The following is a 15639-nucleotide window of genomic DNA, read 5'->3' as shown; positions in this document are numbered from 1 at the left end:
CCGCTGAGCTGAGTGCCCGACATCCAAGACCTTTCGACCGAGGCGAGTAGGGGGAACTGCCCATACTGCACCAGCCACACATGACGGGGGAGTGGTCCTTATGTTTCGTTGGCGCTAACGGCGGGCCTTTTCACCCGATCGGGGGCGAAGATCCTGTCCTGCGCGAAAGTGTTGCACGTGCAGCCTGTGGTGAACCCGGCGCGAAGTCAGGTTAGGGGCCCCACAGGGGTGGTCTGGATCACGCCTGTGGCGCGGACTCGCCACCGGCTTCCGGGGCGCCGAAAGCACTCCAGCCGTCCGAGGCGTCCGGAGTGCGGCGGGTGACTCTGCGTATCGGGAGTCCGTGATGGACACGCTTGGGCAGGCCCGGCCAGATCTCCTTGGCGTCCGCCGCCGACTTGCGGATCAGCGTGCCGTCGAGCTCGGTGCGGGTCTCCTCGATCTCCCGCTCCAGCCACTGCACGACCACCTGCATGGGACCGTCCGGTGGCAAGGGCCAGATGAACACGTCATGCCGGAAGTGGAAGCTGCTGCCGCCGCCGCTGTCGGCGCGCAGCACGGGAGTGTCCGGTTTGGTGGGTGACGGCATCGAGATGGTGTCGGAACCGGCACGGCCGCCGTCGGCGAACAGCACGCCGATCAGCAGGGCGTTGCGGTCGGGGACGCGGCGGTGGTCCACCAGCCCGCTCTTCGACTCGTCGATCAGGTTGTCCCGCGAATAGACGGAGACGCGCAGGGTCAGCGCCTCTGGCCAGACGTCGATACTGCGCAGCGCGACGATCGTGCGCTCGGAGCGGCCCAGCGGCAGTGACCACGGCAGTATCGCCGGGACGATGTACTCGGCGGGCGCGCCCGTCCACGGCCGCCCCGGGTACCCGTGTAGCTCTTTCTCGGGTACCGGGAACAGCGGCCGCGGACGAGGCTCCTCTTCGAAGAAGTTCATCGCCTAGTACTTTTCGCGATTTCCCTCGGTTGCGCAATCGTTGAACGGGGCAGGACTCAGTCCTTGGTCAGATCCTTCGTGGTGAAGTCGCTGACGTTGAGTTCGCCGTTCTTCTTCGCCTGCTTCTCCGACGTCGCCGACTGTCCCATGGCGTCCATCAGCTGGCGAGCCAGGCCGAGGCCCGTTCCGCCCAGCGAAAGCGCCTTGGCGAACATGTCCGACATCCCGTCGGCGCCGTTGAGCACCACCATGTTGTCGATGTTGCTGAACGCCTGCGCGCCCGCCTCGACGATCTCCGGCCAGCGCTCGGCCAGCTGCTGCGCGACGACGGCTTCCTGGTTCTCGGCGAGCGCGGACGCGCGCGCCTTGATCGCGTCGGCTTCGGCGAGACCCTTGGCCTTCGCCGCCTCGGCCTCCGCCAGGCCCTTCGCGCGGGTCGCCTCGGCCTCGGCCAGGCCCCGTGCCTGCGCCGCGGCCGCCTCGGCCTCACCGGTCGCCCTGGTCGCGGCGGCCGCCGCCTCCGCACGGGCCTTCACCGACTGCGCCTCGGCCTCGGCCGCGGTCTTGACCCTGGTCGCGTCCGCCGCCGCGCGCAGCTCGGTCTCCTTCGCCTCGGCCTGCGCCTTGGCGATCGAGGCGTCACGGGCGGCGTCGGCCGAGGTACGCGTGTCGTACGCCTTCGCGTCCGCGGGCTTGCGGACCTGCGACTGCAGGCGCTGCTCGGCGAGCGCGGCCTCGAGCTCGGCCGCGCGGGTCTCCTGGACGACGACCTCCTGGCGCGCGGTCGCCTCGGCCAGCGGGCCGGACTGGCTGGCCTTCGCCTTGGCCTGGTCGACCTCGGCCTGGTAACCGGCCTGCTTGATCTGGCTCTCCCGCGTCGCGCTCGCCCGCAGGGTGGCCGCGACCTGCTCGGCCTCGGTGGCCTCCTGGTCGCGCTGCGCCTCGGCGATACGGGCCTGCGCCGCGACGGCCGCGGCGTGCGGCTTGCCGAGGTTGAGGATGTAGCCGGACTCGTCGTCGATCTCCTGGATCTGCAGCGAGTCCACGATCAGCCCGAGCTTGATCATCTCGTTGGCCGAGGACTGGCGGACCTCACCGGTCAGCGCGTCCCGGTTGTGGATCATCTCCTCGATGGTCAGCCCGCCGACGATCGAGCGCAGGTGACCAGAGAACAGCTCGTGGATCGTGTCGTTCATGCCCTTCTGCTGGTCCAGGAACCGGCGGGCGGCGTTGGCGATCGAGGCGAAGTCGTCGCCGACCTTGTAGATGACCACCGCGCGCACCGTCACCGGCAGGCCCTGCTTGGTGACGCAGGAGACCTGCAGGTTGACGCCGCGCGTGTCCAGCGAAAGCCGGCGAGCGGTCTGGAAACCGGGGATGACGTTCACGCCACGGCCGGTGATGATCTTGAACCCGAGACTGTCGGCCGTCTCGGCGCGGTTCACGCGGACTCCCCAGCCCGAAATGATCAGCGCCTCGTTCGGCTCGGCCACCTTGTACAGAATCCGCAAGATCACGAAAAGCACGATGATCGCGCCCACCGCGGTCAGTGCAATGGTCAACGCGTCCATGCGTCTACCCCCACTCTCAGGACAACTTGGTGTCCCTCACACGCCGTTATCGACCCAGAGGTTGCCACCGTTCGACGTAGACCGTACGCGGTTCTTCGAAGTCCACCACCAGAACCTGGGTTCCCTGCTCAAACCGTTCTTCGCCGTTCGCCGGATAGGCGTAGAAGGCCTCCGTGCCGCCCCGCACGTTGAGTAGGACCTCGCCGATCAGGCCGGGGCCGATCGTGCCGGTGACCCGGCCCCGGCTGCCGATCATCTGCCGAATCCCTTCAGCTTCACCTTGGTGCCCGCCGGTACCCGCGTGCCGGGTTCGGGGTCTTGGGTGAAGACGAGGTTGAAACCACCGCCTCCGTGCCCGTTGCCGTCCTTGATGTCGGCCTTGAGCCCGGCGGCTTCGAGAATCTGCCTGGCCTCCTCGAACTGCTTGAAGCGCACATCCGGCACCTCGACGCTGTTCGCGCTGAACACGCCGACGCGCTTGCCGACGTTCGTGGCGCCCGCGGCGGGATCGGTGCGGGTGACCGTGCCCGGCTTGGCGGTGGAGTTCGGGTCCTGACCGGCGTCGAACGGCTCGAAACCGGCCGCCTTGAGGATCTTGAAGGCCTCGTCCTTCTGCTTGCCGACGACGTCGGGCACCGGCGGCAGCGGGGGCGGGCCCTTGGACAGCGTCAGCTTGACCTCGCTGCCGATGTCGACCGAGGTGCCCGGCTGCGGGTCGACCTTGAGCACCGCGCCCTTGGGCACGTCGGTGCTGAAGTCCTCGCCGACCCGGGCGGGCTTGAGCTGCTGCTCGGTGATCGCGGCCTCGGCGCCCTCGACGTTCTGGCCGATGCTGATGTTCGGCACCACCGGCTTGCCCTTGGACAGCAGCACGGTGACCTCGGTGTTGAACGGCACCTTGGTGCCACCGGCGGGGTCACTGCGGACGATCGTGTTGGCCGGGACGGTGTTGCTGAACTCCTTGACGTACTTCGGCGTGAGCTTCGCCTGGCGCAGCGCGTTGCCTGCGTCGGCCTGGTTCATGCCGGTGAGCTGCGGGACGGTGGCGCCGGACGGGCCGTCGTCGGACAGGATCCAGGCGCCGGCGCCGATCAGGCCGCCGAGCAGCAGCACGGCGACGATCGCGAGGATGATCGTCTTCTTCGGCGGCTTGCGCTTCTCCTCCGGTTGGCGCGCCCCGCCCGGCGGGGTGATCGGCGGAGGTGGTGGCGGCTGGTGCGCGTGCACCGGCTGGATCGCCTGGGTGGCCTGCATGGCGCTGGCGGGGACCGCGCGTCCCATGGCCCTGGTGCCCTGCGGGCCGGTGACCGGGAGCGTCGCGTCGGCCGCGGGCACCGCCGGGATGCCGGGGGTGGTGCGCTCGACGTCCGACACGCCGTCGGCGTCCGGCGGCGGGGGCACCGGGACGGCGACCGGCGGCAGGCCCAGCACGCCGCGCACGGCCTGGAGCTCCTGGAGGAACACGCCAGCGTTGGCGGGGCGGGCCTCGGGATCGCGGCGGGTGGCGCGCAGGATCAGCTCGTCCAGCGCGGGCGGCAGGCCGGGGCGGATGTCGCTCGGGCGCGGGACGTCGTCGTTCACGTGCCGGTACGCCACGGAGATCGCGGTGTCGCCGGTGTACGGCGGATGCCCGGTGAGCATCTCGTAGAGCAGGATCCCGGCCGAGTAGACGTCGCCGCGCGCTTCGGTGATGCCGGAGGCGACCTGCTCGGGGGAGAGGTAGGCGACCGTGCCGAGGATGACGCTGGAGCTGGTGGTCCCGGCGCTCGCGACGGCGCGCACCAAGCCGAAGTCGGCGACCTTCACGACGCCGCTGCCGCCGAGCGCCCCGCCGCGGCCGATGAGCACGTTCTCCGGCTTGACGTCGCGGTGCACGAGCCCGGCGGTGTGCGCGGCGGCCAGCGCCGACAGCACCGGCTCGGCGATGCTCAGCGCGAGCGCCACGTCCAGCGGGCCCTGCTCGTTCAGCAGGTCGCGCAGGGTGCCGCCGTCCACCAGCTCCATCACCAGGAACGCGCGGCTGCCCTCGTCGGGGCCGTTCGGATAGTCGTGGCCCTGGTCGTGCACGGCCACCACGTGCGGGTGGTGCAGCTGGGCCGCGCTGCGGGCCTCACGCTCGAATCTTTCGACGAACGACCGGTCATCGGCGAAGCGCGGGTCCATGATCTTGATCGCCACCTGGCGGTCCAGGCGCGTGTCGACCCCGCGGTACACCGACGACATTCCGCCGCGGGCCAGCAGCCTGTCGACGCGGTACCGGCGTTCGAGCAGGGTGCCGACCAAGCTGGTGTCGGTTCGTGTCACAGCTCCCGATCGTACGGATACGCTCATGCCTGGTACTACGGACCCGCGAACCTGGTGGACACTTCAGGTTCAGTTTTCGTTGCGATGCTGCTCGGAGTAGACGTCCATGTGGCAGAGTGTCACCTGTGAGTGGGATTCCTGTCGCCGATGACGTCCTCGATGCCGATGTTGCCGTTCTTCCGCTGGCGGAGGTGGCCACCGCGCTGGGTACCTCGGCGAACAAGGTGCGGCAGATGCTGCGCGACGGCCAGCTGATCGCGGTCCGCCGGGACGGTGACCTCTGGGTGCCCGCCGCCTTCCTGGTCAAGGACGGCGTCGTCAAGGGACTCGCGGGCACCATCACGGTCCTCGCCGACTCCGGCTTCAGCCGCACCGAGATGCTCCGCTGGCTCTTCGCCGCCGACGACACCCTGCCCGGCCACACCCCGGTCAACGCCCTGCGCACCAGCCACGGCACCGAGGTCAAGCGCCGCGCCCAAGCCATGGCCTTCTAATACTCGTCGCCGCCAAGCCCCGAGTCGGCTGCTCCCGGGGACGGGCGTTGTGAACGCCTCGTTCACAACGCTGAGCTATGTGAACGCCACGTTCACAACCTTCAGCGCTGCGGCGAAGTCGAGCAAAAGCGACATTGGGTTACAAATTGTCGCGAGTTGGGTGCGGTCTGGGTGACAAGGGCGGCCCTTGTCACCCAGAGCGTTGCAAAGGCGCCCCTTGTCACGTGCCCAGGTTGATCGCGCTGAAACTCGGGCCCCGCTCAAAAGCCCGAAAGCCACTTTCGTCAGGTTAGACCTGACGAAAGTGGCTTTCGGGCTTCCGCTAGCCGTTGATCTTGTCGCGCCAGGCGATCCAGGTCTTGAGGCGGTCCAGGTCGTAGTCGGGGCCGCTCGCGCCGATCGTGAACGTCGTGACGCCCAGGTCGAGCAGCTTCGCGCCGAGTTCGGCGGGGTCGTCGGACTGGACGCCGACCGAGCGCTCGATCTCCGCCGGGTCGCGGCCGAGGTCGGCGCAATGCTGGTCGAGCACGGCGACCTTGCGCTCGACGACCTCCGGGTCGCCGAAGCCGTGCCAGATGTCGGCGTGCTTGGCGACGAACTTGAGTGTCTTCTTCTCGCCGCCGCCGCCGATGAGCACCGGGATCTTGCGGGTCGGCGCCGGGTTGAGCTTCGACCAGCGCGACTCGATGCGCGGCAGCGCCTCGCCGAGGTCGTCGAGCCGCCCGCCCGCGGTGCCGAACTCGTAGCCGTACTCTTCGTAGTCCTTTTCGAACCAGCCGGAGCCGATGCCGAGGATGAGCCGCCCGCCGCTGATGTGGTCGACGGTGCGCGCCATGTCGGCGAGCAGCTCGGGGTTGCGGTAGCTGTTGCAGGTCACCAGCGCGCCGATCTCGACGCGCGAAGTGGATTCCGCCCAGGCGCCGAGCATGGTCCAGCACTCGAAGTGCTGACCCTCCGGCTCACCGAACAGCGGATAGAAGTGGTCCCAGTTGAACACGATGTCCACGCCGAGGTTCTCCGCCTCGGACGCGGTGCGGCGGATGGTCGCGTAGTCGGCGTGCTGCGGCTGAAGCTGCAGGCCGATTCGGACCGGCCTGTTTCCTGCTGAAGTCATGGCAGCAGCCTAAGCGATTCTCTGGGCCAATGCTCGGGAGAAAACGAACAGCCTTCGGGACAAGGGAACCGAGACGCGCCGGTTCAGCACCCTGTAGTTACTCCAGCATATCCGGTCCAAAATGCCTTCGTACAACGTCAGCGCCGTCCGGATGCACGGCCGGGATTCCTTCCGCAGCAACGGGATCCCGGCTTCCGCTCGCCGGTACACCGCACGAGTACGCGCCACCGCGTACGCGAGGGCCCGCTCGATCCGCGCGTCGGAGCGGCCGGTCGACCTGGCCCAGAGAAGCAGTTCACGGTCCACGCCGAAAGCTTCAAGCTCCGTCGTCGGCAAATAAACGCGGCCCCGGTCGAGATCCTCACCGACATCACGCAGGAAATTGGTCAACTGGAACGCTTCGCCCAGCGCCGCCGCGCTCGGCGCTGCCTCGGCACGGGGGACGACCGTGCCGAGCACCGGCATCATCTGCAACCCGATCACGGCAGCCGAGCCATGGATGTACTCGGCCAGATCCGCGTACGTCGCGTACTCGGTGACGTCGAGGTCCATGCGCATCGAATGTAGGAAGGCGTCGAACAGCTCGCGGTCCAGTGCGTACCGCCGCACGGTGTCGGCCAGAGCGGCCAGCACCGGGTCTTCGGAGTCATGCCCGTCGAACACCCCGTCGAGGTGGCCGGCGAGTTTGTCCAGCGCCACCACGGGATCCGCGCCGGGCTCGGGGTTGTCGACGAGTTCGTCCGCGCACCGTGCGAAGCCGTACAACGCGTGCGCCGCCGGGCGGGCGTGCCGCGGCAGCAGGCGTGTGGCGAGAAAGAAGGTGCGCCCGTGATGCGCGTTGATCCGGCGGCAGCGGACATACGCGGCCCGGAGCGCGGCGCCGGAGATCCCGGCCGCGTCGAGTTCTGCCGAACTCACCCCGTCACCCGCGCGGCGGCCAGCTTGCCCGAGATCAGCACCGGCGGGATGCCGACGCCCGGTGTCGTGCCGCAGCCCGCGAGCACGACGTTGTCGACACCGCGGATCAGGTTGGCAGGCCGGAACGGGCCGGTCTGCGAGAACGTGTGCGCCAGCGAGAACGGGGTACCCGCGCCCATCCCGCGCGCGGCCCAGTCGGCGGGCGTGACGACCTCCGTGACCTCGAAATCGCGCGAAAACCCTTCCAGGCCACGCTTTTCCAAAGTGGACAGCAGCTCGTCGCGGTAGCGCGGGCCGATACTCCGCCAGTCGATCTTGCCTCGGTGCAGGTTCGGCGACGGGGCCAGCACGGAGACGACCTGGCGGCCGTCCGGCGCGAGCGTGGGCTCGGTCGCGGTCGGCCGGGTGACCAGCAGCGACGGGTCGCTCATCAGCTTGCCCTCGCGGATGATCTCCGCGAACGTCCGCTCCCAGGCGCCGCCGAAGAAGATGGTGTGATGGTCCAAAGTGGACCAGGTGCGCGCGGTGTGCCCGTGCACGACCACCGCCGATGGCGAATAACGCAGTGGCAGCAAGCGTTTCGGCCGCGCGCCGAGCAACCGGTACGAAGTGGACAGTTCGGTCGCGAGCACCACGGCGTCGCATTCGATGCGCTCGCCGCCGCGCGTGCGCACCGCGCGCACGCGTGAGGAAACCCGTTCCAGCCAAGCGGCTTCGGTGCCGAGTCGCACCTCGGCGCCCGCGCGCTCGGCGGCCTCGGTCATCGCCTCTGCGATCCGGCCCATACCGCCCAGCGGGTAGTAGACGCCGCCGACGGTGTCCATATAGGAGATGACGCCGTACGCGCCGATCGCGCGCATCGGGTCCAGCCCGGCGTAGAGCGACTGGAACGAGAACAGCCGCTTCACCCTGTCATCGCTCAGAAACCGGCCGACCTGCGGGCCTAGCCTGCCGAAACCGCCCAGCGCGGCCAATTTCGCCAGTTCCGGGCGCATCAGGTCGAGCGGCGAGTCGAAGTTGCCGCCGATGAAGTGGTCCTTCTGCGCCGCGTACAGCTCGGTCAGCCACGCGCGCAGCCTGCGGTAGCCGTCGGCCTCGCGCGGGCCCGCCTTGGCGCGGATCTCGGTCTCCATCGCTTCGGCGTCGGTGTGCACCGAGATCGTGCTGCCATCGGCGAAATGCGCGCGATACGCGGGATCGAGCCTGGTCAGCGGCACGGACTTCTCGCCGACCGCGGCGAAGGCGTCTTCGAGCAGCTCCGGCATGGTGAGCACGCTCGCGCCGGTGTCGATCGAGTAGCCGTTCTCCTCGCGGCGCCCCGCGCGGCCACCGGGCCGCTCGTCCCGTTCGAGCAGCGTGACCTTACGGCCGGAGCCCAGCAGGTGCAGCGCCGCGGAGAGCCCGGCCAGCCCGGCGCCGATGACGACGACGTGGTCGGTGCGCCCCGGAAGACTCCGCACGTCAGTAAGTCCTCTTGGTCGCCTTGGCCGCCAGCGCGATGAGCTCGGTGGTGGCGGGCCCGGCGAGGTTCGCCCGGTCGAGCGCGGCCAGCGCGGACGTGGTCAGCGTGTCGATCCGCGCTTCGACGGCGTCCACCGCGCCGACGGTCACCAGCGCGTCGCGCACGACGTCGACGGCGGTGTCGGACAGCTCCGCGTCCCCGATCGCCTCTTCGATGACGCGCCCCGCGGCGGTGTCACCCTTCGCCGCCGCCTGCTGCATGCCCAGCGCGACCAGCAGCGTCCGCTTGCCCTCGCGCAGGTCGTCACCGGCGGGCTTGCCGGTGACCGACGGGTCGCCGAACACCCCGAGCAGGTCGTCGCGCAGCTGGAACGCGACGCCGAGATCGCCGCCGAACTCCAGCAGTGTCCCGATGAGCCGCTCGTCGGCGCCCGCCAGCGCCGCGCCCAGGTGCAGCGGCCGCTGCACGGTGTACGCGGCGGTCTTGAGCTTGTCGATCCGCAGCGCGGCCTCGGGCGAGGAGTCGCCGACGGCCTGCGTGCGCACGTCGAGGTACTGCCCGGCGAGTACCTCGGTCCGCATCGCGCGCCACGCGGGCCGCGCGGCGGCGAGGGTGGCGGCGGGCAGCGGCGCGTCGGCGAACATGTCGTCGGCCCACGCCAGCGCGAGGTCGCCCATCAGCACGGCGGTGGCGAGCCCGAACGTGCTCGCCGAGCCGAGCCAGCCCTGATCGGCGTGCTGCTTGGTGAACGCGATGTGCACCGTCGGCGAGCCTCGGCGCGAGTCGGAGGAGTCGATCAGGTCGTCGTGGATGAGCGCGCACGCCTGGATGAGCTCGAGGCTCGCGGCGGCCTGCAGCACGCCCTCGGCGTCGGGGCCCTCGGGGTCGCCGCCCGCGCCGCGCCAGGCCCACCAGGCGAAAGTCGGCCGCAGCCGCTTCCCGCCACCGAGCACGAACCCGGCCAGCGCGTCGATCCCGGCCTGCACACTGGGCTCGGTCTTCACGATCTCGTCGCCCGCGCGGCCGAGGAACTCGGCGAGCGCTCGTTCCACCTGGGCCGGGAACTCTGCGTCGTACGCGGGAAGGCTCATGCCCCTATGGTCCGTGAACCCGCCTCGGTCCCGATCTCCGGGTGCCCTTTGCTGTGGCGTACTAGACGCCCCAGAACTCCCCGCGCAGGCCGACCGACGCGAAGTATTCGGCCGCCTTGGCCGGTTCGCGGCGCTGGTAACCAGGTTCGAAGCGGCCCTCGTACCAGCCGGAAGCCAGCCGCCACAGCGTCTCCAGGTCCATCACGTAGCCCTCGGCGTTGCCGGACGCGCCGAGCCAGTCGTCCACACAGGATCGGCCGCAGAAGATCCGCTGATTCCCGCATGTGTGCACCACGTCGTCCCACGCCTTGGACATCGGCACGAGGAAATGCGCGACCTGGGAGCCCGCGGGCGGCGCGTCCTTGCCGACCACCCAGGCGTGCGGCTCGTCGCACCCGGGACACCGGGTCGCCACCAGCACTTCCGGCTCGTCGGGGACCACGTGCGGTAACGCGAACGAGTCCCACGCGCAGCCGCCCCACCACAATGTGGACGCTCCCATCACCGAGAAACCCATCGGCACGGCCGAGAACGGGTGCGCCATCAGCACGTGGTCACAGACGTCCAGCACCACGTGGTGCGCGTCGGCCAGCCTGCGCAGCGCGTGCTTGGCCCGCGCCGAAGAACCGCCCGCGACCTGGGCCAACTCGGCAGGCGTCGGCGGAATGCCCCGGGCGGCGAAGGTGCGGTAGACGGCCAGCCGGATGTCCTCGTCGACCTCGCTCATGTGGCCATTATCGCTTCTCCCAGCCCGCGAGACGGTTTCCCAAAGGGCGGACTTTCACCGATACCATGAGTGACATGACGTCGGTGATCGAGCGGTTGCGGGGAGACACCCCCGCCTTTTCTGTCGAATTCTTCCCTCCGCGCGACGAGGCCGACGAAGCGATCCTCTGGCGTTCCATCCGCGAGCTCGAGCCGTTCGACCCGGCGTACATGTCGATCACCTACGGCGCGGGCGGGTCCAGCCGGGACGGCACGATCCGCAACATCGCCCGCGCCGCCACCGAGACCACGCTCGTGCCGATGGCGCACCTGACCGCGGTCGACCACTCGGTCGCCGAGCTGCGCAACGTGATCGGCTGGTACGCCGCCGTCGGCGTGCGCAACATCCTCGCGCTGCGCGGCGACCCGCCCGGCGACGTCTACGGCGACTGGGTCGCCCACCCGCAGGGCCTCACCTACGCGGAGGAACTGGTCGAGCTGGTGCGCTCGCTCGGCGACTTCTGCGTCGGCGTCTCGGCGTTCCCCTATGGACACCCGCGCTCGGCGAACCTCGAAGCCGACACCCACTTCCTGGTGCGGAAACTGCGTGCGGGCGCCGATTTCGCGATCGCGCAGCTGTTCTTCGAGCCGGAGGACTTCCTGCGCCTGCGCGACCGCGTGGCCGCGACCGGCTGCGAGGCGGTGATGATCCCCGGGATCATGCCGCTGACCACGCCGAGGACGTTGCGCACCACCATCAAGCTGTCCGGCGCGTCCGCGCCGCGGTCGCTGCTGGACCGGCTCGAACCGCTCGCGGGCGACGCGAAGGCGTTCCGCGCCGAGGGCATCGACGTGGTGACCGAGCTGGGCGAGCGGCTGCTCGCGGAGGGCGTGCCCAACCTGCACTTCTACACGTTCAACAGGTCCAAGGCGACGCGTGAGGTGGTCAACCGGCTCGGGCTGGTACCTGCCAGGGCGTGACGACCGGTAGCGTGCGCGTCATGGGTGTGCACGAGATCTGTGACCGGTTCGCCGACGAATACGCGGCCGCCGACCCGGTCGTGGCGACGACGATCGGCATCGCCGGTCACGATGACCGCTTGACCGACTATTCGCCCGCGGGCCACGAACTGCGCGCCGAGATCGCCAGGCGCGCGCTGCGCGACGTGCTGGCCGCCGAGCCGGCGAACGACAGCGAGCGGGCGGCGAAGGCCGTCTTCGCCGAGCGCATCGGCCTCGAGGTCGAGATCCACGACGCCGGGCTGCCGCTCGCCGCGCTGAACGTGATCTCGTGCCCGGTGCAGGAGATCCGGATGGTCTTCGACCTGATGGACACCGAAACCGCGCAGGACTGGTCGCTCATCGCCACCCGGCTCGCGAAGGTGCCGGAGGCGCTCGACGGCCTCCGCGCGTCGCTGCTGGTCGCGGCCGAGCGCGGGCAGGTGTCCGCGCTGCGGCAGATCGGCAAGACCGCCGAGCAGGCCGAGACCTGGGCGGGCTTGCACGGTAAGGAAGGTTTCTTCACCGCGTTCATTGCGGCCGCCGAGCACGTCGAAGGCGCGCCGCTGGACGAGCTGCGCGCCGCCGCCCGCGCCGCGCAGGAGGCGTACGCCGAGCTCGCCGGGTTCCTGCGCGCCGAGCTCGCGCCGCGCGCGCCGGTCAAGGACGCCGTCGGCGAGCAGGTCTACCGGCTCTGGTCGCGCTACTTCACCGGTGCCACGTTCGACCTGCGGGAAGCCTACGAATGGGGCTGGGCGGAGTTCTCCAGGCTGGAGAACGAGATGATCGCCGTCGCCGCCAGGATCAAGCCGGGCGCGACGCTGGCCGAGACCGCCGCGGCGCTCGACGCCGACCCCCGGTACCGGGTGCACGGCCAGGCCGCTTTCGAGGCCTGGATGCAGAAACTCTCCGACGACGCGATGCAGTCGTTGCGCGGCAAGCACTTCGACATCCCCGACGAGATCATGAAGCTCGAGTGCAAGATCGCCCCGCCGGGCGGCGGCGTCGGCGCGTACTACACCGGGCCGAGCGAGGACTTCAGCAGGCCGGGCCGGATGTGGTGGTCCGTGCCAGCCGACAAGGAGGAGTTCTCCACCTGGCGTGAGGTCAGCACCGTCTACCACGAGGGCGCGCCCGGTCACCACCTGCAGATCGCGATCGCGGTCGCCGAAGCGTCCTCGCTGAACAAGTACCAGCGGCTGATGGGGTTCACCTCCGGCCACGGCGAGGGCTGGGCGCTCTACGCCGAGCGGCTCATGCAGGACCTCGGCTACCTCGACGACGACGGCGACCTGCTCGGCATGCTCGCCGAGCAGCTGTTCCGCGCCGCACGGGTGATCGTCGACATCGGCATGCACCTGGAGTACGAGATCCCGGCGGGCACCGGCTTCCACGAGGGCGAGCGGTGGACCCCCGACCTCGGCCTCGAGTTCATGCTGACCCGCACGATCACCGATGAGCACCACGTCCGCGACGAGATCGACCGCTACCTGGGCTGGCCGGGCCAGGCACCCGCCTACAAGCTCGGCGAGCGCCTCTGGCTGGCGGCCCGCGACGAGGCCCGCGAGCGCGCCGGCGCCGACTTCGACATCAAGGACTTCCACACCCGGGCCCTGAAACTGGGCGGCATGGGCCTCGACACCCTTCGCGCCCAGCTCGCCGAACTCGGCTGACCCGGGAAAGCCCGAAAGCCACTTTCGTCAGGTGTGAAAGCCCGAAAGTCGCTTTCGTCAGGTCTTATCTGACGAAAGCCACTTTCGGGCTTTTGCTGATACCTTGGGGCCCATGCACCGGATCTTTCTCGTCACGCCACCTCCCGCCTCCTGAGCGAGGTGCGTGTCAGCCGTCCGGCGTGAATCGCCGCACGGCTCTTCGGTGACTTTCGCGCCTCGCGTCGTCGTGTCCTTTCCCAACGACGCTGGAGCGTTCTCTCATGTCCGCTGTACTTCTTCGCGCGCGCGACCGGTCCGCGGTCGCGCTCGTACTCGCCGGGGTGCTCTGGGGCACCGGCGGCCTGGCCGGGTCCGTCCTTTCCGCTGAAACCGGGTTGCATCCGCTGGCCGTGGCCGCGTACCGGCTGCTGCTCGGCGGCTGTTTCGCCGTCGCGTTCCTGTGGCTCACGGGTGGCCTGAAAGCCTTACCCCGCACCAAAGCCGTCGTGATAAGGCTCGTCGTGGCCGGTGCGCTGCTCGGGTTGTTCCAGGCGAGCTACTTCATCGCCGTCTCGCTCAGCTCGGTCAGCATCGCGACCATGACGACCATCGGCAGCGTGCCCGTGTTCGTCGCGGTCGCGTCGGCGGTGCGCGATCGGCGGTGGCCCGGCCGCTGGACGGTGCTGTCGATCGGGATCGCGCTGGCCGGGCTCGTCCTGCTGCGCTGGTCGCCGGTCGACGTCGACGCGTCGAAGCTGTTCGGCGGCCTGTTCTTCGCGTTGCTCGCCGGTGCCGGGTTCGCGACGCTCACGCTGGTGACCGGCCGCCCGGTCGAGGGGCTCGATCCCTTGCGCACCACGGCTTTCGGCTGTCTCATCGGCGGGCTGCTGCTCACGCCGGCCGCGATCGCACTCGGCATGGACCTGCCCGCCGAGCCGAAGGTGATCGCGCTCGCGGTCTACCTCGGTGCGGTGCCGACCGCGCTGGCGTACGCGGCGTATCTGCGCGGGCTCACCACCGCGCACCCGGTGCTGGCGGCTCTGTCGGCGCTGCTCGAACCGGTGACCGCGGCCGTGCTGTCCGCGGTGCTGCTCGGTGACCGGCTCGGCCTGGCCGGCTGGTGCGGGGCGGCGTTGCTGGTCGGCGCGCTGGCGCTGAGTTACCGGCGGCCCGGCTACTGAGCCTGGCGCACCGGTTGATCGAGCGGGATCCCCCGGCCGAGTATCGCGAACGGCCGGGGGTCACCCGCGAAGTGATAGTCACGCAGCACGTCGACGAACCCGAGGCGCCGGTACAGCTTCCACGCGCGGTTCGGGCCCTCCGGCGTGGACAGCAGGACGTTCGAACTGGGCACCCCGTCGAGCAGCCGCCGCAGCAGGCCCTCGCCGATCTGGTTGCCCTGGCTTTCCGGGCGCACGTGGATCTCGGTGAGCTCGAAGTAGTCGCTGAGCCAGCCCTGCGCGGCCTGGTCGCCGCCTGCCCTGGTCAGCCCGCGGCGGACCTGCTCGTGCCACCACTGGCCCGGCCTGCCCTTGTAGCCGTAGGTGACGCCGAGCATGGTCCCGTCGGCGTCGAGCGCGGCGATGCAGCGCCAGCCCTCGCGCAGCGCGTGCGTGAGCCACATGGGCGCACGCTGCTCGGCGGTGCCGTCCGGGTAGCGCATCGCGCTCACGTACAGTGCCAGCGCTTCGGAGAGCCTGGCCCTGAACTCGTCAGCGGAGAGCTGGACGTACCGGGTGCAGCTGGAGGACATCGCGGTCACGGGTGAATATCCTGCACGGGCGCCGCGACGTCCGCAGCACGGCCCCCGGTGAGCTCGAGCAGTCCGTCGAAGGTCGTCGGGTAAACCGACTTCGGATGCCCGGCGGCGGCCCAGACCACCGGATGGTCCCGCAACACCGTGTCGACCAGCGTCAGCAGCGGCGCGGGGTGCCCGACCGGCGCGACCCCGCCGATCGCCTGGCCGGTGTGCTCCTTGACGAAATCGGCGTCCGCCTTGCCCACCTTGGTGGCGCCGATGAGCGCCGCGAGCGTCTCGGTGTCGGCGCGGTGCCCGCCCGAGGTGAGCGCGAGCAGCGCCGCCACCCGGTCGCCGAACTCGGCGCGGAAGATCAGGCTGTTCGCGATCGCGGCGGGCGCGATGCCCAGCGCCTCTGCGGCCTGCGCGGCGGTGCGGACCTCGGCGGGCAGTATCCGGATCCCCTCGGCCGACGCGTGCTGGCCCGCCTCGGCGAGCGCGGCGGCGACCTTGGCCACGGCGGGGTAGTCGGGCGTGCTCATGACCGTATGAGATCACGAACCGGCCGCGCCCGGCATCAGGGTTGAGATCTCCCGCCAGGTGGGGTTACAGTGGAATTGATCGAACAAACGTTCGACGTCCGGTAGA

Annotated in this window: 15 protein-coding genes; 4 read left to right on the top strand and 11 right to left on the bottom strand. The window is 70.0% G+C overall.

Annotated elements, in window-relative coordinates; all coding sequences use genetic code 11:
- Positions 1-238 precede the first annotated feature (238 nt).
- Genes BLV57_RS34255 through pknB form a run of 4 tightly spaced genes read right to left on the bottom strand, consistent with a single transcriptional unit; the run spans position 239 to position 4818 of the window.
- Complete coding sequence (locus tag BLV57_RS34255; protein ID WP_176968934.1) at positions 239-943, bottom strand: hypothetical protein; 705 nt, start codon at positions 941-943, stop codon at positions 239-241.
- 56 nt (positions 944-999) lie between these two features.
- Positions 1000-2514 (bottom strand): flotillin family protein, encoded by a 1515-nt coding sequence (locus BLV57_RS34250; RefSeq protein ID WP_091296394.1) that lies wholly within the window; start codon positions 2512-2514, stop codon positions 1000-1002.
- A gap of 46 nt (positions 2515-2560) precedes the next feature.
- The gene (locus BLV57_RS34245) at positions 2561-2770 is read right to left on the bottom strand and encodes a hypothetical protein (RefSeq protein ID WP_091296392.1); all 210 of its coding nucleotides are present in this window, start codon (positions 2768-2770) and stop codon (positions 2561-2563) included.
- Positions 2767-4818, bottom strand: coding sequence for a Stk1 family PASTA domain-containing Ser/Thr kinase (gene pknB, locus BLV57_RS34240; protein WP_091296390.1), 2052 nt, complete (start codon positions 4816-4818; stop codon positions 2767-2769). Before pknB ends, BLV57_RS34245 begins: the two co-directional genes overlap by 4 nt.
- 125 nt (positions 4819-4943) lie before the next feature.
- On the opposite strand from pknB, the gene BLV57_RS34235 reads away from it, so the two are divergent.
- The gene (locus BLV57_RS34235; protein ID WP_091296388.1) at positions 4944-5312 is read left to right on the top strand and encodes an Rv2175c family DNA-binding protein; all 369 of its coding nucleotides are present in this window, start codon (positions 4944-4946) and stop codon (positions 5310-5312) included.
- Between the two features lie 322 nt (positions 5313-5634).
- Here BLV57_RS34235 and BLV57_RS34230 read toward each other — a convergent pair whose 3' ends face one another.
- The 5 genes from BLV57_RS34230 to merB form a co-directional block, all read right to left on the bottom strand.
- Positions 5635-6426, bottom strand: a complete 792-nt coding sequence (locus BLV57_RS34230) for an LLM class F420-dependent oxidoreductase (protein WP_091296387.1) — start codon at positions 6424-6426, stop codon at positions 5635-5637.
- A gap of 9 nt (positions 6427-6435) precedes the next feature.
- Positions 6436-7344 carry a phytoene/squalene synthase family protein gene (locus BLV57_RS34225; RefSeq protein ID WP_218134940.1) on the bottom strand — a complete coding sequence of 303 codons (909 nt, stop codon included), beginning with the start codon at positions 7342-7344 and terminating at the stop codon, positions 6436-6438.
- Entirely contained in the window at positions 7341-8804 is a 1464-nt protein-coding gene (crtI, locus tag BLV57_RS34220) for a phytoene desaturase family protein (RefSeq protein WP_091296385.1), read from the bottom strand. The genes BLV57_RS34225 and crtI overlap by 4 nt, the downstream gene beginning before the upstream one ends.
- Position 8805: 1 nt before the next feature.
- Complete coding sequence (locus BLV57_RS34215) at positions 8806-9897, bottom strand: polyprenyl synthetase family protein (RefSeq protein ID WP_091296383.1); 1092 nt, start codon at positions 9895-9897, stop codon at positions 8806-8808.
- 61 nt (positions 9898-9958) lie between these two features.
- A complete protein-coding gene (gene merB, locus BLV57_RS34210) occupies positions 9959-10624 on the bottom strand; it encodes an organomercurial lyase (protein WP_091296380.1) in 666 nt (221 codons plus the stop codon).
- 74 nt (positions 10625-10698) lie between these two features.
- Between merB and BLV57_RS34205 the strand changes: the two genes are divergently transcribed.
- The 3 genes from BLV57_RS34205 to BLV57_RS34195 all read left to right on the top strand — a co-directional run bounded on the left by BLV57_RS34205 (position 10699) and on the right by BLV57_RS34195 (position 14434).
- Positions 10699-11583, top strand: coding sequence for a methylenetetrahydrofolate reductase (locus BLV57_RS34205; RefSeq protein WP_091296378.1), 885 nt, complete (start codon positions 10699-10701; stop codon positions 11581-11583).
- Between the two features lie 20 nt (positions 11584-11603).
- On the top strand, positions 11604-13274 hold the full coding sequence (locus BLV57_RS34200; RefSeq protein ID WP_091296822.1) for a DUF885 domain-containing protein: 1671 nt from the start codon (positions 11604-11606) through the stop codon (positions 13272-13274).
- 260 nt (positions 13275-13534) lie between these two features.
- Positions 13535-14434, top strand: a complete 900-nt coding sequence (locus BLV57_RS34195) for a DMT family transporter (RefSeq protein ID WP_091296376.1) — start codon at positions 13535-13537, stop codon at positions 14432-14434.
- Here BLV57_RS34195 and BLV57_RS34190 read toward each other — a convergent pair.
- Positions 14428-15015, bottom strand: a complete 588-nt coding sequence (locus BLV57_RS34190; protein WP_091296373.1) for a GNAT family N-acetyltransferase — start codon at positions 15013-15015, stop codon at positions 14428-14430. The genes BLV57_RS34195 and BLV57_RS34190 overlap by 7 nt on opposite strands.
- On the bottom strand, positions 15012-15533 hold the full coding sequence (locus BLV57_RS34185) for a YbaK/EbsC family protein (protein WP_091296370.1): 522 nt from the start codon (positions 15531-15533) through the stop codon (positions 15012-15014). Before BLV57_RS34185 ends, BLV57_RS34190 begins: the two co-directional genes overlap by 4 nt.
- Positions 15534-15639: the final 106 nt, after the last annotated feature.

Source organism: Amycolatopsis xylanica (assembly GCF_900107045.1).
GTDB lineage: Bacteria > Actinomycetota > Actinomycetes > Mycobacteriales > Pseudonocardiaceae > Amycolatopsis > Amycolatopsis xylanica.
This window is presented reverse-complemented; position numbering and strand designations above follow the sequence as displayed.